Source organism: Limnobacter sp. (assembly GCF_036405155.1).
Lineage (GTDB): Bacteria > Pseudomonadota > Gammaproteobacteria > Burkholderiales > Burkholderiaceae_B > Limnobacter.
In genome coordinates this window covers 338,000-363,218 of record NZ_DASWYD010000001.1, presented here as the reverse complement: position 1 = coordinate 363,218, position 25,219 = coordinate 338,000, and the positions used below count along the sequence as shown (strand labels likewise).

The 25,219-nt window shown below is 57.6% G+C and carries 21 protein-coding genes; 7 read left to right on the top strand and 14 right to left on the bottom strand.

Annotation, left to right across the window (positions count from 1 at the left end):
• Position 1 precedes the first annotated feature (1 nt).
• The 4 genes from fliF to fliS all read right to left on the bottom strand — a co-directional run bounded on the left by fliF (position 2) and on the right by fliS (position 3,879).
• Positions 2-1,744: a flagellar basal-body MS-ring/collar protein FliF gene (fliF, locus tag VGE55_RS01805; RefSeq protein ID WP_331130019.1), complete on the bottom strand. Its 1,743-nt coding sequence runs from the start codon at positions 1,742-1,744 to the stop codon at positions 2-4.
• Between the two features lie 79 nt (positions 1,745-1,823).
• A complete protein-coding gene (locus tag VGE55_RS01800) occupies positions 1,824-3,062 on the bottom strand; it encodes a hypothetical protein (protein WP_331130018.1) in 1,239 nt (412 codons plus the stop codon).
• 5 nt (positions 3,063-3,067) lie between these two features.
• Positions 3,068-3,415 carry a flagellar protein FliT gene (gene fliT / locus VGE55_RS01795; RefSeq protein WP_256765317.1) on the bottom strand — a complete coding sequence of 116 codons (348 nt, stop codon included), beginning with the start codon at positions 3,413-3,415 and terminating at the stop codon, positions 3,068-3,070.
• A gap of 14 nt (positions 3,416-3,429) precedes the next feature.
• Complete coding sequence (gene fliS, locus VGE55_RS01790; protein WP_256765316.1) at positions 3,430-3,879, bottom strand: flagellar export chaperone FliS; 450 nt, start codon at positions 3,877-3,879, stop codon at positions 3,430-3,432.
• Positions 3,880-4,010: 131 nt separating this feature from the next.
• On the opposite strand from fliS, the gene fliQ reads away from it, so the two are divergent.
• Positions 4,011-4,280 (top strand): flagellar biosynthesis protein FliQ, encoded by a 270-nt coding sequence (gene fliQ, locus VGE55_RS01785; RefSeq protein ID WP_331130017.1) that lies wholly within the window; start codon positions 4,011-4,013, stop codon positions 4,278-4,280.
• Positions 4,281-4,287: 7 nt separating this feature from the next.
• Positions 4,288-5,046, top strand: coding sequence for a flagellar biosynthetic protein FliR (fliR, locus tag VGE55_RS01780; RefSeq protein WP_256765314.1), 759 nt, complete (start codon positions 4,288-4,290; stop codon positions 5,044-5,046).
• A 12-nt stretch (positions 5,047-5,058) separates the two neighbouring features.
• On the opposite strand, the gene flhB is transcribed toward fliR, so the two are convergent.
• From flhB to fliE, 6 genes are read right to left on the bottom strand one after another with little or no spacing between them, the layout of a single operon-like run.
• Positions 5,059-6,192, bottom strand: coding sequence for a flagellar biosynthesis protein FlhB (gene flhB, locus VGE55_RS01775; protein WP_331130016.1), 1,134 nt, complete (start codon positions 6,190-6,192; stop codon positions 5,059-5,061).
• A 6-nt stretch (positions 6,193-6,198) separates the two neighbouring features.
• A complete protein-coding gene (gene fliP / locus VGE55_RS01770) occupies positions 6,199-6,939 on the bottom strand; it encodes a flagellar type III secretion system pore protein FliP (protein ID WP_256765312.1) in 741 nt (246 codons plus the stop codon).
• Positions 6,936-8,507, bottom strand: coding sequence for a hypothetical protein (locus tag VGE55_RS01765; RefSeq protein WP_331130015.1), 1,572 nt, complete (start codon positions 8,505-8,507; stop codon positions 6,936-6,938). The genes fliP and VGE55_RS01765 overlap by 4 nt, the downstream gene beginning before the upstream one ends.
• Positions 8,508-8,510: 3 nt before the next feature.
• On the bottom strand, positions 8,511-8,897 hold the full coding sequence (gene fliN / locus VGE55_RS01760; protein WP_256765310.1) for a flagellar motor switch protein FliN: 387 nt from the start codon (positions 8,895-8,897) through the stop codon (positions 8,511-8,513).
• Positions 8,898-8,916: 19 nt separating this feature from the next.
• Positions 8,917-10,014 carry a flagellar motor switch protein FliM gene (gene fliM, locus VGE55_RS01755; protein ID WP_256765309.1) on the bottom strand — a complete coding sequence of 366 codons (1,098 nt, stop codon included), beginning with the start codon at positions 10,012-10,014 and terminating at the stop codon, positions 8,917-8,919.
• A 10-nt stretch (positions 10,015-10,024) separates the two neighbouring features.
• Positions 10,025-10,336, bottom strand: a complete 312-nt coding sequence (gene fliE / locus VGE55_RS01750; protein ID WP_256765308.1) for a flagellar hook-basal body complex protein FliE — start codon at positions 10,334-10,336, stop codon at positions 10,025-10,027.
• A 121-nt stretch (positions 10,337-10,457) separates the two neighbouring features.
• On the opposite strand from fliE, the gene VGE55_RS01745 reads away from it, so the two are divergent.
• Positions 10,458-10,901: a hypothetical protein gene (locus VGE55_RS01745; protein WP_256765307.1), complete on the top strand. Its 444-nt coding sequence runs from the start codon at positions 10,458-10,460 to the stop codon at positions 10,899-10,901.
• 12 nt (positions 10,902-10,913) lie between these two features.
• Here the strand turns inward: VGE55_RS01745 and VGE55_RS01740 are convergent, their stop codons facing one another.
• A complete protein-coding gene (locus tag VGE55_RS01740; protein WP_331130014.1) occupies positions 10,914-12,842 on the bottom strand; it encodes a hypothetical protein in 1,929 nt (642 codons plus the stop codon).
• Complete coding sequence (locus VGE55_RS01735; RefSeq protein WP_256765305.1) at positions 12,839-13,450, bottom strand: hypothetical protein; 612 nt, start codon at positions 13,448-13,450, stop codon at positions 12,839-12,841. The genes VGE55_RS01740 and VGE55_RS01735 overlap by 4 nt, the downstream gene beginning before the upstream one ends.
• Positions 13,451-13,645: 195 nt before the next feature.
• Between VGE55_RS01735 and VGE55_RS01730 the strand changes: the two genes are divergently transcribed.
• From VGE55_RS01730 to VGE55_RS01720, 3 genes are all read left to right on the top strand, one after another.
• On the top strand, positions 13,646-14,944 hold the full coding sequence (locus VGE55_RS01730; protein WP_331130013.1) for a flagellar hook protein FlgE: 1,299 nt from the start codon (positions 13,646-13,648) through the stop codon (positions 14,942-14,944).
• A 109-nt stretch (positions 14,945-15,053) separates the two neighbouring features.
• Entirely contained in the window at positions 15,054-16,262 is a 1,209-nt protein-coding gene (locus VGE55_RS01725) for a hypothetical protein (RefSeq protein ID WP_331130012.1), read from the top strand.
• A 20-nt stretch (positions 16,263-16,282) separates the two neighbouring features.
• Entirely contained in the window at positions 16,283-17,389 is a 1,107-nt protein-coding gene (locus tag VGE55_RS01720) for a hypothetical protein (RefSeq protein ID WP_331130011.1), read from the top strand.
• On the opposite strand, the gene VGE55_RS01715 is transcribed toward VGE55_RS01720, so the two are convergent.
• Both VGE55_RS01715 and VGE55_RS01710 read right to left on the bottom strand, forming a co-directional pair.
• On the bottom strand, positions 17,378-21,430 hold the full coding sequence (locus tag VGE55_RS01715) for a translocation/assembly module TamB domain-containing protein (RefSeq protein ID WP_331130010.1): 4,053 nt from the start codon (positions 21,428-21,430) through the stop codon (positions 17,378-17,380). The genes VGE55_RS01720 and VGE55_RS01715 overlap by 12 nt on opposite strands.
• A gap of 2 nt (positions 21,431-21,432) precedes the next feature.
• On the bottom strand, positions 21,433-23,178 hold the full coding sequence (locus VGE55_RS01710; RefSeq protein ID WP_331130009.1) for an autotransporter assembly complex protein TamA: 1,746 nt from the start codon (positions 23,176-23,178) through the stop codon (positions 21,433-21,435).
• Between the two features lie 316 nt (positions 23,179-23,494).
• On the opposite strand from VGE55_RS01710, the gene VGE55_RS01705 reads away from it, so the two are divergent.
• Positions 23,495-25,183 (top strand): hypothetical protein, encoded by a 1,689-nt coding sequence (locus VGE55_RS01705; RefSeq protein WP_331130008.1) that lies wholly within the window; start codon positions 23,495-23,497, stop codon positions 25,181-25,183.
• Positions 25,184-25,219 lie beyond the last annotated feature (36 nt).

Below are 25,219 nucleotides of genomic sequence, written 5' to 3'. Positions count from 1 at the left end.
CTCAATCACCAATCCAGGACTTAACGATGTTGGCTGCCAATTCAGGGTTTTGGCGAACCACGCGCTGTACTTCTTCCACTTGCCGGTTGTCGGAGCTTGAAATCAAAATCGGTGGTTGATCTGATTTCCGCTGCAGCACCACAGGCTCGGGCCACAGTGCGGAATCCTCCTCCATCAACGGGTCTTGCTGGACTTGCAGCGGGGCAGGCTTGTCGCCATCCCGTGATTTCAACATGGGCCGCAACAAGCCAAAAATCAATCCCAAGGCCACCGCAGACAATGCCAAAGGCACTGCAGCATTCTTGACCAAGGATTGCCACGGCAATGGCTCGGTCACGGCTTCCAAACTCTCGGGTTTGCCCACGAAACTTTGGTTGAGTACCGACAAGGTGTCACCTCGGTTGGCATCAATGCCCAAGGCATCCGAGACCATTTTCTGGATGGATGCCAATTCGGCTGGCGTAAATGGAACCTCACGGGTTTCTCCCCGACTGTTGGTCACGCTTTTGTAGTTCAACAAAACCGCTGCGTTGATTTGCGCCACATCCACCTGGTTGGATTTGGTCCGCACAATCTCCCGATCCACCTCATAATTGACCAGCGATTCCCGACTTTGAACACCACCATTGCTGTTTGAATTGTTGGCACCATTGCCAGCGTTGGGTGCTGCACCAATTCGTGCCACGGTTTCGCCTGGGGAATTGGAAATCATGCCAGGCACGCCCTGTGGATTCAGCCCGGCACCCTCGGCATTCAAGGATTGCTGCTGGCTTCGGATGCTGGCATTGCCACTCTCATTGTTGGGCTTGTAACTTTCTTCGGACCGCTCCACTTCCTTGAAATTGACCTTGGCGGTGACACTGGCGCGCACATTGCCATCGCCCACAATCGGCACCAGCAAATCCATGATGCGCTTGTTGTAGGTGTCTTCCATTTTCTGGACCTTGGCCATCTGGTCTGCTGTCAGCGAAGCCGGGTCATTCGGACTGGAGTTGGCTGTCAGCAAAGCGCCTGTTTGGTCCACAATGCTGACATCACGGGGGCTGAGTTGGGGCACGCTGCTGGCCACCAAATGGACAATGCCGTCGACCTGTTCCCGGCTGAGGTATTTTCCGCGATTCAGGTTGACCACGATGGACGCTGTCGGCTTTTGTTGATCACGCAGAAATACACTGTTTTTTGGCAACGCCAAATGAACCCGCGCAGAATGCACGGCGTCCAGCGACTGAATAGACCGGATCAGTTCACCCTCCAGGCCCCGCTGAAAATTCACCTGCTCCTGAAATTGGGTCACGCCCATTTTCTGGTTTTCAAACAACTCAAAACCCACCACGCTGCCTTTTGGCAAACCTTGGCTGGCCAATTGCAACCGGGTTTCGTACACCTTGTCGGCGGGTACCAAAATGGCACCCCCGTTGTCGCTGTATTGGTAAGGCACACCCATTTGCTTCAGGGAGTTGATGATGGCGCCGCCGTCTGTTTCATTGACGCTGGTGAACAGCACTTTGTAGTCCGGACGGGTGGACCACAACGTGGCGGCCACCAGCAAACCGAGCAACATCGGCAGTGCAATCAACAAGGTCAGTCGCTTTTGGGGGCTCAGCCCGCGAAGTCCTTTGAAGAGGCGATCCGGATTCCATGCCGCCCCGGCCGTCCCGGCTTGCGCCAGCGGGCCTGGAACAGGCGACAGGGCCTGCGTGGCCACAGCATTGCCTGCATTGGGTACGGTTTGCAGTTCCGACATGACAACTCACAAAAATTTCGGGATTTGAAACTATTGTGTGGATTGCCCTGCGGAACGGGGAAGAAGAAAGAGGGGGTTTTTAGGCGTTTTCATCCGGAAAGGTTTGCACCTGAACCCGGGCGCCGCTCAATGCACGGCTCAATTGGTGGGCAGCGCTCTCGGGCGGCTGCTTGCCCTCTTCAAAAGTCACCGTTAGATCAGTGCTGTGCCGGGCTATCACACCCTGCGCGTGGACTCGCCCCAAGGTGGGCAGTTGCATGCGGATGTCAAACTCAAACCGATTGTAGGGTGTGGGCTGCGCAGCCTGTTCGGCAGACGACTCATCGGGTGGATCGTCGCTGTCTTGCCGGCTGGCCGCGATGGTCAGGTGGATGGGTTCGCCCGTTAGCCCGGGCATCACCAGGCTCAAGCGGGGCGTGTGCAGCAAATTCAATTGCAGGTTGGTTAACCAAGCCGACTTGTTCTGTTCGGGGTTGAACGAGGCCTCCGTTCCCGCCAAGGCCTGGGCCTGCCCCCAATCCGACTGTGGCTCTTCGCCCAGCTCGGTCAAGGTCCACTTGCCTTCTCGCCACAGTCGCACATGCGACTCGTAAAACAACCCGCTGCGCTGTATGGCCAACTGCAGTTGACGGGCCAGCTGGGTCGCGTTGTCGCGCAGGTCATCCGCGCCGCCGTCAATCAAACCCAGGGCTTCGGTCAAGGGGTGCATGCGCTCGGGGGGCCGTTGTTCCCCATCGGCTGGTTCACCCAACAACACGCGGCTGAGCAAGCCCAATTGCGTGGCCATCAACACCAATCGAACCCCCTCGCGTGGACCCATGGCCTGAACCAACTTGCCCAGCAGTTGCCCGCTCTCACTCACATCGGTTTGAACATCCTCGCTGTGCAGGGCCCGAAATGCGGGAAAAGACAGGTCATCGGGTTCTAGGTCACTTGCACCAGACTGCAACAGCGCCTGCCGGCTAAGCACGCCCACAAAGTCAGATGACTCGGTTAACTCACCGGGCAAGTCTCCAGCGCCCCGGAGGATGGAATCTCGCGCGGTGATGTTGACCACCAGGGTGGCACCAATGGCCGGTGGCTTGGCCCCCACGGGCAGCAGCAAACGGACCACCAAATTCCCAACCTTCAACTTGGCCAGCCCTTGGGGGTCGTACCCCATGAACTGGCCACTCAGGGCCCTGCCCTGCAAACGCTGGTTTTGATAATCCTCGCCCACCTGCGCAGCCATGGCACCCTGCACCGCGGAAATGGAATGGGACAACAAGGCCTGGGTTTTTTGTTGCAACTGTGGACTGGGCAGCCCTTCCAGCTTCATGGTGCTTATTCCCCGTAGCCCTTCTCAAGGCGGTCTGCATTGTTTTGCAACACCAGCGCTCGTTCCAGTTCATCGGTTCGCAACTTGACCAACTGGTGGGTCTGATCGTTGTCATTCATGATTTGGCGCAAATACACGGTGCGAAGCAGGATCTCCGATTCCGTCAGCGTTTGGGGATCTTCCGGGTAATTGTTCAGCGACTGGACCAGCTGGCTGAATTGCTGCTCCTGGAGGGCGAATTCATCCCACTGGGATTGCTGTGCTGACCGCAACAGACGCGCGGCCTGCTCGGCAATTTGTGCATACAGGGCAATGACGGGATGGGCATCGGGCTCGGGTCGAAACTGGTTCATGGTCCCGCCCCGACTTACACGCCAGCGCTGGCGGATTTGGCAGCACTGTCGGCCACATGGGCAATTTCGACCCAGCCAGCCCGTATTTCACCCATGATGTCGATGCACACTTGCAACAAGGCCGGGTCATTGCGCGCTGACGACAAGACCAACTGCTGTGTGGTGTATTCGTACAGGCCTTTCAGGCGAAGGGCAATCTCACCGCCCTCCTCCATGTTCAGGGCGGCCATCAAGCCGTCCTGAATGATTTGTATCGCCTTGCCAATGCAGGTGCCTTTTTCAGCATACCGGCGTTCTTCCATGTGGATGACAGCCAGGCGCATGCGTTTGATTGCCTCGTCCATCAGCATGGTTATCAAACCATGCGGCGTGGCTGAAATCACCGCGGTGTTCAAATCCACCGATTTGTATGCCTTGGCACCGTACATGCGCGCTATGTCCACATTGACATCGAATGCATTCACTGTAACAACTCTTTGACGGCGACAGCACAAATGAAATGGTTGATTTTGGTGGGATTTCACATGGCCAATCCGCCACCGGTTTGGAAATAATGTCCACAAGGCCCACTGCCCCCCACAGGACAATTTTTTTCATGAATGCACAGACGGTACTGAACCTTGGGCAGGATGCCCTGCTGACCATGCTGATGGTCTCTGCACCCTTGCTCTTGATTGCACTGATCGTGGGACTGTTGGTGTCGATCGTTCAAGCGGCCACACAAATCAACGAAATGACCCTGTCGTTCATCCCCAAAGTCTTGGCCATCTTCTTTTGTTTGTTGGCCTTGGGCCCCTGGATGCTCAGTACCCTGGTGGATTATTCGCGCCGATTGATCCAGACCATCCCCAGCATGATTGGTTAAGCCCGCCATGTTTGAGATCGACAGTGCATGGTTCAACACCTGGCTCATGCAATGGATGATGCCCTTCATTCGCGTCAGCGCACTGCTCGCCACGGCTCCCCTGTTTGATGCACGCTCGGTGAACCGCCGCGTGCGAATTGGCCTTGCTGCCTTCACGGCATACCTGGTGGCCGGCACACCGGTGGCCAGCTTCGACACCACACAGCCCCTGGTTCCCCTGGTTTTTCAGCAAATTCTGGTCGGGGTTTCACTGGGGTTTTTCATGCGGGTGATTTTCGCCGCCATGGAGGTGGCTGGTGACTTCATTGGCTTGCAGATGGGCCTGGCATTTGCCATGTTCATTGACCCGCAAAAAGCCACCACCTCGCCGATGATCGGCGCGTTTCTCAACATCATGGCCACGCTGGTCTTCCTCAGCATGAATGGCCATCTCATGGCCATGGATGGCATCCTCACCAGTTTTCAGGTGGTGCCCATCTCGACCGATTTCAGTTTTCTCAACCCGTTGAAAATTGCCCAAAGTGGCTTGCTGTTGTTTCAAATCGCCATGCAGCTCACCTTGCCCATCATGGCGTGTGTGCTGTCGGTGAACATCGCCTTGGGCCTGTTGAGTCGCGCAGCGCCGCAGTTCAACATCATGTCGGTGGGGTTTTCGATCACCATCTTCGCAGGCCTGGCGCTGCTGTACCTGTCCCTGCCATTCTTTGTCAGCTTTTTCGAAAGCGCATTCAACACCCTGTTTACCATTCCGATCTGGAATCGGTAGCGCAGTGGCGGTTCAAGACTCGGGGCTTGGCCCAGGGTCCATGCCCAGCGGAATGTCCTGTTCGCCGGGAAACACCGCCTCATCAACCTGGCCCTGCTCCATGGTGTACAAATAGGCCAGCAGCTTGGCCACAGCGGTGTACAGCGTTGGGGGAATTTCCCGGTCAATGTCCACGTGCTTGTAGAGCGCACGTGCCAGGTGTGGCACTTCAATTTGGGCGATGTGATGGGTTTTGCCCAACTCACGAATCTGGTGGGCAATCAGGTCAACGCCCTTGGCCACCACCCGTGGCGCACCCTTGCCATCCTTGTAAGCCAGGGCCACCGCGTAATGGGTGGGGTTGGTCACAATCACATCCGCATTGGGAATTGAGGCCATCATGCGTCGGCGCGACATGTCCCGCTGTATTTGCCGAACACGGGCTTTGACATGCGGATCTCCCTCGGACTCTTTCTGCTCCCGCTTGATCTCCTCCACATTCATCCGCAACTGCTTGAGGTACCGGAAAATCTGGTACGGTGCATCGGGCGACACAGCCACCGCGAACACCAAGGCCAGCACCATCGCGTCCTTCAGGGCCAAGGCGGTTGCCAGTTCAATCGCGTTGGGCAGGGGGATGGTCATCATGCGGGGAAATTCATTCACATTCATCCACACCAGGCCGAACGCCACACCGCCAATCACCAACGCTTTGACGAGGGCTTTCACAAACTCGAACATGGCATGCGCGGAAAACATGTTCTTCAACCCGCTGATTGGGTTGAGCTTGGAGAATTTGGGCTCCAGGTTTTTGGTGACGAAAACCGCACCACCCACCAGCAAAGTGCCCACCACAGCAGCCACAGCCACCGCCAGCAACCAGGGGGAAATCACGAGCAATGCCTTGAGCAGCAATTCCATGAAAGCCACCGGCATGCGGGCGGGGTCCTTGGCATCGGCCACACTCAGGGTGAGGGCCGATTTCATCAATTGCTTGTTTTGGTCGGTCAGGAACCCGGACAGAACACTGACCCCCAACAAACCAACCAGCACCACCAATGCGCCGGCAAGGTCTTTGGATCGCGGTATGTTGCCCTCTTCCCGAGCTTTCTGGATTTTTCGCTCGGTGGCCGGTAACTCGCGTTCGACATCATTGTCTTCCGACATGTCGGCTCACGCGAAACTTTGAATCAGGGAACCCATCAGCAGGTTCCAGCCATCAATCAAGACAAACAGCATCAACTTGAATGGCAGTGAAATCAGCATTGGTGACAACATCATCATCCCCATGGACATCAGCACACTGGAGACAATCAGGTCAATGATGAGAAACGGCAGAAAGATCATGAAACCGATCTGAAACGCCGTCTTGAGTTCACTGGTGACAAAAGCCGGGATAAGCACCGACATGGGCGCATCTTCCACCTTGCTCACGGGTTTTTCAGCATAACTGGCGAACAGTGAAAAATCCTCGGCTCGGGTTTGCTTGATCATGAATGCTGCCACGGGTTTGGTGGCCACATCCACAGCTTGCTGGAAGGTGATTTTTCCGTCGTCGTAGGGCAGATACGCCTGGTTGTACACCTGATTGAAGGTGGGCGACATGATGTAAAAAGTCAGAAACAGACTCAACCCGATGATGACCTGATTGGGCGGCGAGTTCTGCGTGCCCAACGCCATCCGCAACAGGGACATCACAATCACAATGCGCGTAAACCCGGTCATCATCAACAGCAGGCCGGGCAGTACCGTGAGGAATGTCATGAACAGCAGCGTTTGCACGGGCAGCGAATACACGGTGGAGCCGTTGCGCCCCGGGGTGGATACGAAACCTGGCAATTGCTGCGCCCATGCCGGTTCCAGCACCAACAGCAAACCGATCATCAGTGCAGTGGCCAATCCAAATCTTTTCATTGATCCGCCTCACCCTGCGTCATTTCTTCACGAATTTTTTGAAGGCGATTCATCTGCACCTCCGTGAGCTCACCCTCAATACTGTCGATCAATTTCATCGCAGCGTCGAAGTCCTCAATTTCCATGTAGGCGGCCGCCAACTCAATGCGGGCATCGTTTTCATTCTTGAATTCAGGCTCTTCAAACCGCTCAGGCTCTACATCCACCATCGGGTTGGTAACCTCGGCATCGGCCTGCGCAGCAGGCGGCACATCAATGGCATCATCATCGGCATCAGCCCAGTCCGGCGGCGTGTCATCAAAGTCGGGCTCAGGCGGCAAGCTCGCCATCACCGGTGGTGCAGCCTGCGGGGTAGGTTTGGCATCCGCCACTGGCTCATCCATCATCGCTTCAGGCAACTCGGGCCGGTTGGGCAAGGCGGCCACCGGTGTTTGCGGTGCGGGCAATACCGGTTCTTCACGCAGCGCGGAAGGGGCATCCGTTGACTGCATCGGGGCGGGAATCCACTGGGGCCTGTTGCGCAGCATCCAGGCATAACCCGCCACCAGCACAATCACTGCAAACACAATCGTGATGACAAAGTAGCGGATCAAATCATTGCCCCGCGTGGGTTGTGCCGGTTTGGCCACGGGCTGCTGTGGTTGAGTTTGCGCCGAAGGACTTGCCGACGAGGCTGGCGCGGCAGATGCTGAAGCGGGTGCACCCACAGCGGGCGACTGAACAGGCGCTAGCGGCTTGTCCGGCGCACTGCCGGTTTCAGTAACAGGCTGCGCACGGTTGGTCTTTGCATCCGTTTGCAACGTTAAGGTGTAGCTGCTGGGCTCCTGTTCAATGTCCCGACTCACTGCGGCTTCTACCACGGCCTTGCTGGCTTTGATTTGAAACAACAAGGCCAGACGGTCTTTCAACTGACCCATCACACCCAGCGCAGTGCGTGCCTGTTCACGCAGGTTTGGGTCTGCATTCAGTGCTGCATCCGACTTGGCCAGCAATTCCAGGTCACTGGCTGTGGCGCGGGGGGACGGCATCGCGCCATCATTGGTCTGGTCCAACAGCCGCAGCTCAATTCCCTCGGGTGGAGCGGGTTCCAACACCTTGTCAGCGTTGACATCGGCATCTTCCGGTTCGGCCACCGGTTTTAGCACGGGTGTGGGTGCTGGTGGCGCAGGGGGTTTGGGCCTCTGGATGTCACGGGTGCGAACCACACCATTGTCGATTGCATATTCACGCAACAAGGGTCCGTCGGGTGTTGAGGCCGAAAATGTCAACACCACCGACCGTGGCAACGGGTCCAATGCTGTGACACGCAAAAAACCACCCGCTCCCTGCGGCTGCAGGAAAAGCCGGGTTCTGACACTGCCCTGAAAATCGCTGTTGTCGCCACCCACCAAATTCACAACCACCGATTCGGGATTGCTCAACTCCTGGGGGCTGGCTGTCAGTGCAATGTGGGCGATGAACGGCATGCCGGCCTGGGAACGGATTTCCATCCGGCCCAATTCAACCGCCTGAACACTGTGGGACAGCAGCAACCCGGCCATGCCCACTGAAAGAAGAAAACGGAGCATGCCTTAGCCGTTGAGTTTGCGCAGCCGCTCCGAGGGCGTCACGATGTCGGTGAGACGGATACCGAAGCGGTCGTTCACCACCACCACTTCACCCTGTGCAATCAGGCAACCATTGACCAGCACATTCATGGGCTCACCAGCCAGGCCATCCAGCTCCACCACACTGCCCTGTGCCAACTGCAGAATGTGTTTGATCGGAATTTTGGTTCGCCCCAGTTCAACGCTCAGGGTCACGGGGATGTCCAAAATGATGTCGATGTCGTTGCCCGATTCCTCGCTGCCCTGACCGGACAGCATGCCGAAGCGATGCGCCTCAACCTCGCCGAGTTCAGATTCTGAAATCACTTTGCTCGCGGGATCGGCTTGGGTTTTGCTGGTGTCTGTGGTCATGTTGAAACTCAATCCTGAATTAATCGGCTTTGGCAATGTCAGTCAGCTTGTCCAGGTGTTCGGAACCATGCTGGGTCACCAGCGAATACACCTCGCTGAGCGATTTGAAATCCGCACCTCTGGGCGTTCTCAGCAACGTGGAGTCATCACCTGGTTTAATCATTTTTTCCACCTTGACCGCATACTGCCCCCCGCTCACGCCATAAGAACACTCAAACACGGGAACGTTGTCAACGCGGGCCTGCACGGTCGGCCCCATGCTCAAGGGAATGAAATCGCCCTGCTGCAGCGTGAGCACATCAGCAACCGTCAACTGGGTCGATGCCAGGTTGACCTGCAACTCAACTTCGGCCTGCTGCATTTGGCTTTTGAGCATCTTGGACCAACGGCGGTCCGTTTCACCCTGGTTGCTTTGCACGGCCGAGCTCATCGCATCCCGGATGGGCTCCAGCGATGAATAGGGAATGCAAATGTGAATGGTGCCGGAAGTGGCGCCCAATTCAATCTCAAACCGGCTGGACACCACAATCTCTGCGGGGTTTGCAATGTTGGCGAACTGGGTGTGCATTTCCGAGCGCACATACTCTGGGACCAACGGGTACACCGGTGCCCATGCCTTGGCATATTCGGAGAACACCACCTCAAGCACCCGCGCGATGATGCGCTGCTCGGTTGCGGAAAACTCGCGACCCTCAATTTCGGTTTGCAAGCGACCATCACCACCGAACATGGTGTCGACCATGGCAAAAATCATGGTGGGGTCCAGAATCACCAAACCATTGCCGCGCAGTGGCTTGAGCGAAATCAGGTTCAAATTGGTGGGCACCGCCAGGTTGCGGATGAACTCGTTGTACTTGATAACTTTGACAGAGCCCACGGTGACTTCGGGCATTCGCCGCATGAAATCAAACAAGCCGATGCGCAACAAGCGGGCAAATCGCTCATTGATGATCTCCAGCGTTGGCATGCGCCCACGGACAATGCGCTCCTGCTTGGCCAGGTTGTAGGGCTTGACTTGCGACTCTTCCGAATCATCCGAATTGAAATAGGAGTCCTCTCCGGTGATGGCCCGGAGCAGCGAATCCACTTCATCTTGGGTGAGAAATTCAGCGAGCATGGATACTCCTTCAGACCGGCATGCTCATGATGTCACTGTAGGCCTGCAGCAATTTGTTGCGGGTCTGGAGCAAGGTTTGAAACTTGAGTTGTGCCTCATTGGACGCAATGGCCACGTCTTCCACAGACACCTTGGGATCATTCATCTGAAGACCGACCGACAACTGACGGGAGGTGTCCTGTGCCTTGCTGACCGACGACAACACATCACCAAACACCTCGGTGAAACTGGGCGTGCCGGATGCAGACTGAGGACTGATGCCCGACTGTGTACCCAGCAATTGCAAGGGAGAAGCACTGGATAATCTGGACATTTCATTCATGGCGTTGAACCCCTGTACAGGTTTCGGTTACTCTGTGTGCAAAGTATCGCCCAGCAGCCCTTGCGCAACTTTGCAGTAAAACACCGAAAAAACCCAAAGTGATCCAACAATGCCCAACGCCATGACTGCACTGCCCCCGATGTTCGCAAACCGGAAAGCCCCGTGGCTCACACTGCTGATGGGTCTGTTGATGGGCGCTGTGTTGCTGATGACCGCCTGCAGCAAGGACCTGGAGTTTTCTCAGCGCCGGATTGCAGCCCAATCATTTCTGGACGCGATTGCAAAAAACGATCAGGCCGCCGCCACCAAGCTCAGTCTGAACACGGCCGAGCACCGCATGGCCATCAAGCTCTTGAGCGAAGCCGTGGCCCTGCGTATCCAGAATGAACACATTCAATCGTTTCGCTATGTGTATGTGTCAGACACACTGACCGAAACCAACCGCGCCCGGGCTGTGTTCTCACAAGTGGTCGATGGTCGGCCGTCTACGGAAAACGTGGTGGTGGAATTGCACTACTTGCCGCAAACCAGCGCATGGCTGGTCAACAACGTTATCCTGCGCTAGCACGGACGCCCTTCAAACGTAGAGACTGATCCCGCTGGCCTTCACCGGCTCAGTCTCGGCCGGCGCCTCAGCTGCATCGGCTGCCGCTGGCGAATCAGGCTGGTGGAACACACCGCGCCCCTGTTCACCCCGCTGGTTGAATTGGGATTGAGTCTGCCCCTGACTTGCACTTTGACCTTGCCCGGGCGTGCCCGCGTCACTGCCACTGGACGGGCTGTTGACGAGAATATCGCCATTGAATTTCAAGTGCTGGAGTTGATAACCCATGTTCTCCAGGGTTCGCCCCAGTTGTTGAGCGCCGTCACCAAGGCCTGCACCCAAACCAACCCGGTCTGTGTTCATTTCCAACCGCATGGTCCGGTTTTCAGCCATCACCAAGAGGTCAAGGCGGGCACCATCGCGCAAATGCAGGGTGACCTCAACCCGACCCGGCAAACGCATTTCAATGGATTTGAGCGCGTCATTCACAACAGTGATCAGTTCTTCAGCACGGCCAGCACCTCGCGGCAATGCCACCGGCGGCACAGTACTCATGGACGTTACCCCACGCGGCACTGAAACCCCTGGTTGGACTGACTCCACCGGACCCGATACTGCAGGGTCTGCAGTCACAACACCCACTGGGCTGGTGGGTACCGCCACGGCATCGTCAGCGGCCAACACCGAGTGATCTTGATCCGGCTGCGCAGGGTTGGCAGACAACTGTCGCGAAAAACGCTCGCTCTGCTTCATCCATTCCAGGGTTGAAGCGGATACGGGCTCTGCAGAAACCCACACCGAGGCGGACTGCAAGCGCTGGCGGGACGACAGCACAGGCGGCTGCAGTTCCCGCTCCGCCGTGGTCAACGTCGCCAGCTCAACGCGAGGTGCCGGTGCATCATTCACCGGGGGTTGCATGGGTGCGGCAGCGGCAGTATTGGGCTGCGGCCTCGGCACAGCCGCAGTCACCGCAGGCTCTGCTGGCAGTGACTGTGCCGTGAACACCGCAGGGGCCTGCACCGGCTCAGGCGCATCGGCTGCTAAGGCGTTCATCAGTCGGCCAGGCAACTCGGCTTGCACAGGCGGCTTGGGCAGCATCACTGCCTCAGGCTCCACCGCATCGCTGGCGTTTGTGGTCACCTTCAAAACAGGCGCTGCGAATACAACCGCGGTTTCAGTCGGTGTTTGCGTCGGTTTGTGCGTTGGTGCTTGTGCGGGCGTGTACAGCGACAACTGCGCCACTGGCTGAGCAGGCACTGCGGCTGTGGCCGAAACACGTGGCACTGGTTGTGCTGCCCCGGTTGGCAGTTGGACAGCATCCTCAGCCGCTGCAGAGGCCGGCACGTCAAGCTCAGCCGCCTGCACGGGCCGGGCCGGTGCAAGCGTTGTGACGGGCGTTGCCTGCACAGGCACATTGACGGTTGGCTCCACACCCGCGTTGCGCGTCAACACTGGGTCGACTGGCCTTGCAGACTCCGCCACCGGCGCCTGGTTGGGCAGCACGGTTGGCACGGATACCGGCACGAAAGGCACCACGGGGGGCACCATGGTCAACGGCAATGCGGGCGGCCCGGCCACAGAGTCGGCCACATCGTCTACTGTCGCCATCGAATCCGACCTGCCGAGCGGGTCGGCCTCAACCTGCAAACCAGGCAGTGCGCTGTACCCGTTCGGGTATCCATCCATCCACACTGCAGCGGTCGGTGTTGTCGACACATCCAGTTCGACAGGCTTGTTCGTGGCTGGATCGGCACCCTGTGTTGAACGCATTTGCGCCAGGGCAGTTGAAAACGCCAGGTCAATGAGAGCAGCGTCGTCCATGTCGGTCAAATCTTGCCCCGACACCGGTGTTTGCGTCTGTAAAAAATCCACCACAGCCTGCCGCTCATTGGGCGTGAGAGATTGTGCCGGGTTGGACACCGACGGCAACTGCCCCGAAACAATATCCAGCAGCGCAATCATGCAGCGTTCTCCAGGGACAGGGGCGAACGAATCTCCTGCAGGGTGTTGCGCACCCAATCCATCATGGCGTTGCGGCCCTGGGGGGCCAATGTCGTTAACACCGCACAGAATTCTTTCCACTGCACCAGGCTCAGCTCGATGACGTCATCCAGCGCACCATCTGGCCCAGGCAGCATTCGGACCGCCAACACCTGCGGACCTGTCAAGTGATAAAAGCGAAACTCATCCAACACCAACAGCGGGTTGATACCCCCGCACTGAATCAAGGCATCCAACACATCACGACGGGTTGCATGCGTTGGCAAGGCATCCAGCGCTTCCGCGCAACTGGATTGCACCGCTGCAAAAACTCGAGCCAACTCGGTGTCCAGTTCACTGGCCTGCACTTGCATCACGGTCAAGTGCTTTCGCAAGGCGCGCAGTTGAACATCCGAACACATGACCGACCACTGGCCGGCCAGGCTTCGGCGGTAAGTGAGGTAAAACGATTGCTCCTGGAGACGAAGCGTGACCGGAAGATCAATCAACTTGCGATCATAGGCCCCGGCAGAAGCGCCCAGCGGGTAACTTCGAATGTAGAGCTCTTCGATGTGAGGAATGCATTCCACGTGTTGGCTCCCGTCGGTCAGAACGTCCATTGCCTTCAATTGCCACACCTTAACAAAAGCGGTGCGGCGTATCTTTTCAACAATGCGCTGAATTTCGAAGGGTGTGCTGCCAAGTTGTTGGAATGGACTTCCGGTTAAATAAGCGTCATTGGTGCAAGCTGTACCAACCCAACAACATCACAGCGCGAGGCGAAGATGGGCGTATTTCAACAGGGATTAAGTGGACTGAACACCTCACAGAAAAGTCTGGAGGTGACTGCCAACAACGTGGCCAACGCCAACACAGTGGGCTTCAAGGCCAGCAAGGCCCAGTTCGGCGACGTGTATGCCAGCACGCTGTCACGCGCAGACGCAGGCCTGCAAGTGGGCGGCGGTGTCAACATCATGGCCATCAAACAGGAATTCCGCCAGGGCAATGTGGTGGCCACACAAAACCCACTGGACCTGGCCATCTCGGGCAACGGGTTCTTCAAGGTCAAAGGCCAGGACGGACGTGAGTTCCTCACGCGCAACGGGCAATTCCAGCTGGACCGGGACAACACCGTCACCACGGCAGACGGGAAAGACCTCCTCGCATTCCCGCTGGACCCAGACACTGGCAACGTGCTGGACGTGGCCTCACCAGTGACCATCTCAACAGAGCCGATTGCACCCCGGGCAACGGGCAAGACGGAGTTCCGCTTCAACCTGGACTCCCGAACACAGCCATCCGGCATCAGCCCAACCTTTGATGCAACCGACCCCAATTCCTATGCGCAAAGTTCTGCCATTGTGATCAATAACCAGTTGGGCGAACCACTGACGTTGCAGGTGTTCTGGCAAAAGCTCGGAGCAGCCACCACGCCAGCATCCACAGGCCCCAACCAGTGGCGCGTCTACGCCACGGTCAACGACGTTCCCGTGGATATTTCCCAGGAAGCGGCTGCATACCCAGGTGCCCCCACCACCGGCGCCGCGCTGGACTTTTCAACCGACGGCACACTGAACAACCCCGCCAACGCTGTTTACAAAATTGACCTGTCGGCCTTGTCACCAGAATTTGACAGCACCAACACCGACGTCCGGATCGACATGCGTGGCAGCACCCAGTACGGCACCGACTTCCAGTTACAAAACCTGGCCCAGAACGGCTACGACGCAGCCGACTACACCAACTTCACCATTGATGGCCGAGGGGTTCTGACCCTGAACTACGCCAATGGCCAAACCAAAGACATTGCGAAAATCGGATTGTTCCGCTACCGCAATCCCGAAGGTTTGCAACCGGTGGGCAACAACAACTGGGTGGCCACTTTGCAGGCCGGGCCGGAGTTTGCATCCAACGCGGGTGACGCCGGTTTTGGTTTGGTTCAAGCCGGTGCTGTTGAAGAAGCCAACGTCGACTTGACGGCAGAGCTGGTGCAAATGATTGCCACGCAGCGCATTTATCAAGCCAACTCCAAGAGCATTCAGGCCCAGGACACGCTGCTGCAAACCATCACCAACCTGACTTGATCCAGTATTGCGGCAATTCACAGGGCTTGTGCAACTGCGCAAGCCCTTTGCGCTTTCTGGCATACTGCAACACAACTTGATACCCAGTCACTTTGGAGATGACCTCACAATGATCACGCCGTTTTCAGCTTTCGCCTTGTTTGTGGCCAGCGCAGTGGCGCATCAACATTACAGCCAGGCCGACGGCAACCCGACGCCGCCCACCGCACCACTGGCAGCCCCCCGCACTACTGATGACACAGCCGGTCGTGGAAAATCCTACACAGCGAAAGATGTTCTGGTATTTCAATCGGCGGAACAGTGTCAGCAAGCAGGCCCATCCGATGCCAAGCTGTGTGGTGACTTCCCCAAACTCAACCCGATTCCCAGCAAAGACAGTGAATGGCTTGAACTGGCCAAAAAGGCGGTGGTGTCCTTTTCCCTCGGATTTGGTCAAACAGATTTCGGAACCAAATCGGCACAATCTGCAGTCAACCTGAACGCTGCCCAGTTTATTCCCGAGGTGTTGCGGGTTGGGTTCAACCCAACCGGATATGCCAACACCAAGCGGGATTTCGACGCTGCCAAAAATACCAAAACCCTGTCGTATGACCTGAAAATTTGTGCACTGGGTGGACGTGTTAGGGCCAGTGTGAGTGATCATGCACCCATCGACCAATGGTCAGCCCCCGATCGTTTCTCGATTGCAGAATCGGCCTGTGAAGAATTGAGCTTCCGGACAGACCCCAGCGTGCTGTCCAGCCTGCTGACGGAGATCACCCGCAGCGATGCCAAGCAATTTGAACTGCAATCCCAAGGCCAGTTGGGTCGAATCATTGGAAAAACCCGATACGCCGGCTCGGTGGCCAGCCTCAAACAACGGATTGATTTGTCCGGTGATCAACCCGTGATCGACTACCTGGACGGCGCCATTGGCTATTGCTCCTCTTACAAAGCCTCCGTGGACTGGAATAGTCAGTGCGCATTGAATGGTGTCGTGATGGATGGCCTGCGGGTGCGCAAACAAATCCAGACGCACCGATCCGTGTTCCCGGGCACCTCCTATGTGGCCTTGTCGATGGCTGATGGTCTGGGTGAAAACAAACAGCCCAAACAAGCCATGTACGACATGGTGGGGCAGGACCTGGCCATCCAGCAGGGCGCCTTTGTACCCACGGAGGGAACCATGACCGTGGTTGGTCGGCAAGGTGAAAAAATCCGTCTTCAATTTTCAGACGAAAAAATCACCGCCACCCGCTTGAATGCCCTGGGTGAAGCCACCGGACAGGCCCAACTCAGTGCCAAACAAATCATGATGGCTGCTGGCCTGGGGCGTTGAAATTGAAGGCAATACCCGCCATGCGCAACACCGACCGCACCGACCGCCTGGGGCGCCGTGCCCTGCTGCTGTTGCTGCTGGTCGGAGCCGTGCTGATTGGCGGGGTGTGGGGTTACCTCACACGGCCTGCGCACAGTGCAGTTGGTCTGCTGGAAATCGGAAATACAGACTGGACAGAGCAACAACTCCACGACAAACTTCAAGCAACCTTGGGTAGCATCCAGGACCCAGCGGTGGCTTTCAAAGCCCTGGAGGACCGCCGCGGAGAAAGCTGGATTCAACCCCAGGAGTCGTTCGAAATCGCCAGTCGGGAGTTGGCCAAGGCCTTGTCTGCCCGTGAATTGCCCAACACCAACCTGATCGAAATCCGGTTGGACACCCACCGGGCTGCCCAGTGGGAACAGGTGCTGGAGTCGGCTGGTGATGCCTGGCTATCCTGGCTCAACATTCAGAACCAGACATCCACTGACCAGCAAATTGAAGCACTGGAAGAAGCCTTGCGGGCCAAGGAGCGGGAAATTTCTGCCGCCTTGTTGGCGGAAAAATCGAACCTGCAACAACACACCGACAGCAAGGCACTGGCTCGATTGCAGCAGCGGGAACGCAGCCTGCAGGCTGCACTGGAAAAAACCTTGAAACAAACACCCGATGCCGGCGTGCAACCACCAGTCGCGGCACAGGCAGCGGTCTACAGCCAACAGGTTTTGCTGCAACGCTTGAAGAACCGTGAAGCACAACTGCTGACTCAGCAGCAACAACTGCAGGCCGACTCGCCGTTGGCCGACAGCCTTCAGTCAGAACTCAATGCCGTACGACTTGAGATGGCACGTCTGCAGGAACAAGTGCGCAGTGTGCAGCAAAAGCTCGATGTCGATCGCTCACAACTGTCGGCCACGGATCGACAATCCCGCATTCAGGCACTTGAACAATCGCTGCGACAAACCCGGGAAGCAATCCAGGCCGCATCCACAACCACCGTGGAAAACGTCGCTGAACCCAAACGCCACAGCGATCAACTGTTCAAAGAACTGGAACAATTGGACAACCAATTGATTGATGCCAAAAAAGCCAACGCACAACTGAAGCTGACTTGGTATAAAAAACCGGCTCAGGCGTCAATCAAATGAAATCTGGTAAAGCACGTCCAGCGCATTGTCGGCGCCGGTTCGGGCAATCAGGCTGAGCTGTCGGGAATACTGATAATTCAATTTGAAAATACTGGCGGCTGTGGTCACCGACTGATCAAAACTGGCGTAAAGCTTGTCGCTGATGCGTTTTCCAATCGTGATGATCCGTTGTGACAACAACGGGTCATCTGCGCCAATCACGTTGGCCGACAGGTCTGCACCAGGCGCCACCGCCACCTTGCTGCCCACCGCCCGGGAATCGGCAGCCGTGAGTGAACCCGTACTCAGCGCCACATCGTCGATGCCCAATTGGCGCGCAATTTTCCGGGTAGGGCTTTCATCATCATTGCCGAAGATGGCAGCCGCCGCCGTTAGCAACAGGGTTTGGTCCCGATCTGCGGAATTGGTACCGCGGCCAATGATCATCCACGAGAGCTTCTCGGAATCGGGTACCGCTGGGTCGCTCACCAGGGTCACCTTGGGCCGCTGGGCAGTGCCCGTGATTTCCACGCCAGCTTCCACCGCCACCCCTTTCCGGACCGCACGCACATTGATGCCCGGGTTTTCCAACGGTCCCTGGAAATTCACCACACCCCGCTCAATGGTCAAGTCCTGCCCATAGGCACGGTACGTTCCATCCACCGCCTGAATGGTTCCAGTGGCAGACAAACGTCGGCCGGAACGGCGATTGCCACTGCCGCCCACCCCCTCCAGCATGCTCAGCTTCAAACCACCTTCCAACCGCGTGTTCAGGCCTTCTGCACTCACATAGAACAGCTTGCCCAAGCGGGCCTGCAATTGCACATCCAACGGCAAGCCCGCCGCACTGGCCGCATTGCGACCCTGGATTACCACATCGTCGCTCAGGGTCGGCACGCCCGAATCGGGCGACTCGACATACGCACCCAGCACCTCGATATCGCCGCGAACGCGAAGAGGCTCGCCCTCGCGGTCGGGCTGCTGCACCTGCAGGCCTGCATCCAGCATCACCCACCGGTCAAAGCGCTGCACCAAGGGCGCGCGTTGGGCCTTCACTGTCAGCACGCCCTTCAAACCATTCAAATTCCATTCACCACTGGCGGTCAGCCGGCCAGTGCCCTGAATCAGGGGCCCCAGTTGCTCAATGCGCTTTCGGGGTGGGCGGCGGTTGTACACATTGAATTCCGCTTGCTCAATGCGTGCTCGGCTCGTGTTGAAATCCACCACCACATTGCCGTCTTCCAGCCGAACCCCCTGGTCCAGCTGAAAAATATCCAGATCCATGAAAAACAGTCGCCCCTGCACATCGGGCTCATTCAATGAGCCTGCAATGGCAACGGCCACCTGACCAGTGCCGTTGGTTCTCACGCCACCACTGAGCAGAGGACCCAGCCAATTCAGTTGATACAGACCTGCCGCGATGCTGCCCTGCATGGGCCCGTTGCTTGCCAAGCCCCAGCGCTGGGTGACCGGGTTTTTTTGAACAGGTACGCGCAGGTTGGCGTTGATGGCGGCGAATTGTGGTGCCACCAGGTCCAACTGCATGGCTGCTGCAGTGCGGTCAAACTGCAAGTGGGCATCGAACCGCTCAATGGGTACATCGATTTGTGAATCCTCCAGCACCTGCAAGCCACCCGACACGTGCTGAAGATCAATCACCCCCTGAACACTGGCTGCGTTGGCCCGATAACGCCAATTCACCCGTGCCACCAAGTCCTTGGGTTCAATCGAGGCCTGGGTTCTCAAAATTGGCGACAACCGCGGAATACCCAGCGCAGGCATCTCACCCTCAATCTGGACCGTCGACCCATCCAGTTTCAACACGGTGTTGCGAATCAGGGTTTTGTCTTCCCCCATCAATTCCAGCAAGCCAACCTGAAGGTAGCGTGGTGCCCAAACCAGCGAGACTGGTTTTTGCAAGGTCAGGCTTCGGGCGGGAGTCCACAACCCTTCCGCTTTCAAGCTTTGCAACACACCCCGCCAGCCCAGCGGCTGGCCCGGCCGGTCTGTTTGCGGCCCCACCCCGCCGCGCAGGCTCAGGTCGACCTTCAAAGGCCGCTGACGGCTAAATGGCGTCAACCCTGAGACCACCTGTGCATTGAAGGTGTGTTGACGACGGGTCCCGGTCAACTGCAGGCGCAGGGTCTTAACCCAGGTTTCCGCCAACTGCAAACGGGGACTACCCGGTAAAGGCTGGCCAATGCCCTCGGCTTGAAGATCCATTGTCCAGGGGGATTCGGGTCGGCTGCCCAAGGCAAATGACCCCTGAATACCCTGAACCACCGCCTGGTCTGCCAATCGAAGACCAGTCACCTGAAGGTCACCCTGCGCATCGGCCTGCAGACCCTGGCCCTTCAAGCGGGCCTTCAGCCGAATATCCCCAGCCAACGGTTGATTGAACACACGCCCCAAGGCCGCCAGCTGCGGCAACTGTGCATCCAGTGACAACACATCATCCGGCGCACCATACGCACCATCCATGCGAACCGTATTGCCCAGCATGTTCAAATCAACCTGCACCTGGGTGAGTCGCTGCAAACTTCCATCGGCCATGGCATGCCATTGAATTGGCGCATCTGCCAAACGTGACGCTTGCAGTTGCGAACGCAGACGTCCCGCTGGCATCCATTCATCCCGAACCGACTTCAAGGTGCCGTCAAACTGACCGTCTCCATTCAGGTCACCTCGAGCCCATGAGGATGCACCGGGTACCCACGCGGCAGGGTTCAGGTGGCTGAAGGTCACGTGAACACGGGCAGGCCAGTTGCCCGCCATGTTCACGTACCCGTCACCCTGAAGCCGCGCGTTCTTTTGCTGAATGTCCAACGCATCAATCGTCCAACGTTTGGCCTGCACACTGCCATTCACGGACACATCAAACGCATCAGCCACTGGAACATCGGCCAACACGGTTGGCCGAATACCCTGGCCACGCAGGGACCAAGTCAATAGCCCATTGCTCAAACGATCGGATGCAGCCTGCAGTTGCACAGAACCACCCGGCCCACGCTCATCGGCCAGTTGAATCGGCTGCACCGTGGCGCTGGCCTGCACGGGAATGCCGTGCTTTAACTGTGCATGAACCTTGGCCACCAAACGGCCCAAGGGCAACCCACCGCGCTGCAGGGCCAATGGGGTTTGGTTGGTTACATCCAGGTTGGCGTTGATCACGCTGAAGTCTGCATTCGGTTCAACCGCAAGGTGGATGTTCAACAAGGCCTTGGGTGCGGCACTGAACCAGTCCCTGGGGTTGAACTGGCGGGCATCCAGCGTGGCCGACTCCACTGGTGCCAAGGTCAACGGGTGCAACACGCCACTGGCTTGAAGCGTCTGCGTCAATCGCGGTTTGCCCGCTTTTTCCGACGGGGTCTGCCGGCCAGTTGCGGTCAGGCTCAACTCGGTTCGGTCGAGCGATCCCGCCAACCGGGCTTGCGCGGTCAAGGCCAGGTCTTGCACAGTCCGTTTGGCGTCGGCCTGGGCTGTCAACGCGTAGGGTTTCTCAAGCACCAGGCGGCCAGACACGGCCAGGTCCGCACCATCCAGGCGGGTTGACCACTGCTCGACGGTCAATGCACCATCGCGAACCACAGCGCGGGCATCCACCTGCTCCAGCGCCACGGACGGAGACACCACCAGCTGATCAATGCGCAGGGCCTGCAGCTCAACATCCAGTGGCAATTCAATCTTGTCGGGCAACTCAATCGGCTTTTCCTCTTCATTGGACGGAAAATTCAGGCTCACCGCTTGAGCCTGGAGTTGCTCGATCCGAAGTGTTCCGGTGGTCAGGGCCGACCAGTCCACACGCAACCTCAAGCCGCTCACGGCAACCCGTTGGGTCTTCCCGTCTGCCCGGGTGGATACCCACTCCAGCGCATCCAGTGAGAACCCCTGCCACACCGTGCCGTCAACCTGGCCCACTTGGGTCTGCGGAATAAAACCCAATGCCCAGCGCAACCCGGCGGAAGTCCCCAATAGCCAGTACATGCCCAAGGCCAGCAGCACTATTCCGGTACCCAGCAACCCAAACAACGCTGTGGCAAAACCCTGTTGTCGGCAGCGCACCCTCAAAATGCCACCCCCAGTGAAAAGTGGATGCGGACGCGGGGCTGGTTGACCGCCTTGGCCACATCCAACGCAATCGGGCCTGCCGGTGTTTTGTAGCGCAAACCCACACCCACTGCTTTTTGCAGATCCAGTTGCGACCAATTGTCAGCCACATCACCCACATCCGTGAACACGGCAGCACCCAGGTTGCCTTTGAACCAACGCGTGTATTCAAGACTGCCAATCATCAGGCGCCGTCCACCGACCAAAATCCCTTGGTCAAGCACCCCGATGTCCAGAAACTCAAAACCCCGCAAACTGTTGGTGCCACCGGCCCGAAACAGATAATCCTGGGGAATGTCGCGCCGCGCGCTGGCGGCAACCGTGCCAGCCTCTAGCCGGGCGGAGAACAGGTTTTGGCGGGATGGGGACCAGAATCGCTGCACGCGGCCATACAGGCGAACAAAATCCTGATCCGAGGCCAATTGCTCGCTGGCTGCGGCCACCTGCCCGTATGCAATGTAGCCGCTGGATGGATTCAACCGGTCATTTACCCGGTTGTGGGTCCACGACGCACTGCTCACCAAAGCCTGCGTCGCACCGAAATTCACACCCAGCGACTGCCGCTCCTCCTGCTGGTAGTTCAAACCCAGGCGCACCTCATTGCTGCCAAACCGGTACTCACGAATACCCCCCACCGAGTTGCGATTGATCTCCAGATTGCTCAAGGTCTGATGATCGGACGCGATGCCCAACGAGTCCACCACGCCACGCCGGGAGGGCGGGAAAAACAGGTCTGCGTAAGCAGACTGGCGCTTCTGTTCCAGACGGGCACCGGTCGACAAGGTGTAGGCCTTGTCCCACAGGTTATTGAACTGGTAACTGGCTTCGGTCCGAAACCCGGTGTTTGAACTGTAGCCAGCACCGAGGCCCAGTCGCTTGGAATCACTTTCCTGAACAGACACCTGAATCGGCACATGCGTTGGCGTTCGGTCATCGGTGTCCACCTTGACATCAACGCCAGAAAAATAACTCGTGTTCTGCAAATCGGACAGCAAGGTGAGCAATTTCTCCTGCTCATAACGGTCGCCAGGTTCAATGGTGTTGTAACGCTCTATCAGGTCAGGGCGATACTTGTTCAGTCCCTCTATTTGCAATGGGCCAAAAGTAAACACGGGGCCGCTGTCATAAACCACCCGAAGTACCACAGAATGCGTCTCAGGGTCCACCTGTGCGCTGCTTTCGGCCAGCGTGGCGGCCGCAAAATCGCGCGAGAGCAAATCCCGCAACAACAGGTCTTTGGACGCGGTCCATTCAGCCTGATCAAATGTTTGCCCCCGGCCCAGCAGCCACAGCGTCTTCAAGCGCTCACGGCGCTCTGCAAACTGCGGCTCATTGATGGCACCGTCAAACTCAATCTGTAGATCGGTCACGACACTGGGGGGCCCAGGGTCGATGGTGATGATCAATCGATTGGCATCGGGAACACGGGAAATCACCGGCGAGAAGTAGCCCCGGGTGCCCAAGGCATCGCGCAGAACAGGCCGCAAGCGTCGAAACAGCTGCCACACATCGCCTTCATCATTGACCGTGGCAGACCGGCGAATCGGTGCCATGGCATTTTGAATCAAGTCCTCAAATTGGGCAGGCACGGTCACCCGCACTTCAGGGATATCCGCCGGTTCCTGAGCCAAGGCAAACCGGTGCCCCAGGAGCGCAACACCCAGCAGCACCGCAACCAACCGTGTCGGGACAAAACTTTTCAAAGCACATTCTTTTTACAACAGACCAATCAGCATGTTAAAGGCTTTTGCCGCTCAACCACCGCCCCAAAGCCGGGCAGCGGGCCAGCGGATTGAAAGTGTGTCGTATCCAAGCATGCATCTGACACAGTCAGTACGTTAAAAACATCCACGCAACACATGTAACAAAATCGCCGGAAAAACAAATCACATTCCACGAACAGATTGATTTAAAAACAAAAAAAAATTTTTCTTTTTTTGAATCCAAACACAATCGGCTGTCAGTAAAACCTGTATCCATTTGAAGTCTTTTTACATCCATTTACTGACGAGGTCCACCATGGCATCTCCCGTTGCAACCATTAAAACCACCACCACAGGCCTGGACGTTTCCAGAGCCGGACAACAAATGACGCTGGGGCAGGACGGCAGCTTGGCATGGGGTGACGTACTGACCAACAAAACCGCCGCTGATATTGAAGTGCTGATTCCCGCCCAATACAAAGGCCAGGGCAGCACATTGCTGACGTTGGCGCCTGGCGCCTCTGCCGAACTCAAACAGATTCCCAGCCCAACCGCTGACGGGTATGCCCGCACCGAAGTGGTTGCGCTCTCCGAAGGCGTTGAGCTGTACGACATTTCAGATGACATCAGCTCAGCGATTTTGACACCCTATGAAGGCACCATGAGTGGCTTGGTGGGTGCAGGGTTGCTGGCCAGCGCCGCTGGCGGCGGTGCCGGTGCGGTTGCCTTGGGTGGACTCGGACTGCTGGGCCTTGCAGCCGCCGGTGGCGGCGGTGGCGACACCATTGTGACCGATAGCGGCACTGGCACGGGTACTGACACAGGCACTGGAACCGGTACAGGAACTGGAACTGGGACCGGCACCGGAACAGGAACAGGAACTGGCAGTGATACAGGAACAGGCACTGGAACTGGGTCAGGCACGGGGACCGGAACAGGTACAGGTACAGGCACAGGAACGGGTACAAGCACAGGAACTGGCACCGACACTGGAACAGGTACAGGCACCGACACAGGCACAGGAACTGGTACAGACACGGGCACCGGCGACACCGGTGGTGCTGGCGTAGCTGGCGGTTTGGCGGCGCTTGCAGATGGTCTCGATTCAACCCCATTGCAACCCTTGAGCGGTGTGGTTGACCCCTTGTCCGGTGGCTTGTTCATGGTCGGTGACGCCCTGAGTGGTGCAAGTGCGCAGGATCCTTCCGGCGTAGTCAATTTGCTTGCACAGGTTGTGGGTACGACCAGCCAACCTTCGATTGGGTCCGATGGCCTGGTGGGCACATTGAATGGCATTTCAACTGGATTGGCGATGGGCGCTGCGGACACACCGCTTTCGGGTTTGGTCGTCCCCCTCGCTGGTGCGGTAGGCTCTGACAATGGATCTGTTTCAGGTGTAACCGATGGTGTTGGTATCGCCGGTACATTGCTGAGCATGGACCAAAGTGCCCTGAATCCGCTCACCAGCGGTGTCTTGGGACCCGTCGTTGGCTCTAGTGGTGACCCTGCTGCCGACAACGGTGTACCTGGAACATTGAATGCGGTGGGTGATGGCTTGAATCTTTTGACCGCACCCGATTCGGCTTTAAATCCCTTGGAGCCCGTCACTACAGCAGTCTCGGACATGGTGGTCTCTGCGGTGGCCGACGGAGTGCAAACGCTTGGACAGGCCATTTACGACAACACAGCTGGTGCAGACCCGAGCGGCGTTTTGCCGTTGGTCGGTGAACTGCTCGGTGCGGACGCAGGCGCTGCAGGTGGCGGCGGAGCGGGTGGCCTTCCCATTCCGACAGACCCAAGTGCACTGACTGATATGCTGGGCAGCATTCCTGGTGCGGACCAACTGCCTATTCCGACAGATCCCGCCGTTCTGACAGACATGCTGGGCAGCATTCCTGGTGCGGACCAACTGCCTATTCCGACAGATCCAAGTGCGCTGACCTCCGCTATCAGCACCCTGCCAATTCCGGGAGCTGACCAGCTACCCATTAACCTGCTTGGTTAATCCACTGGATTGGGTGGCTCGAAAACCCCGCTTCGG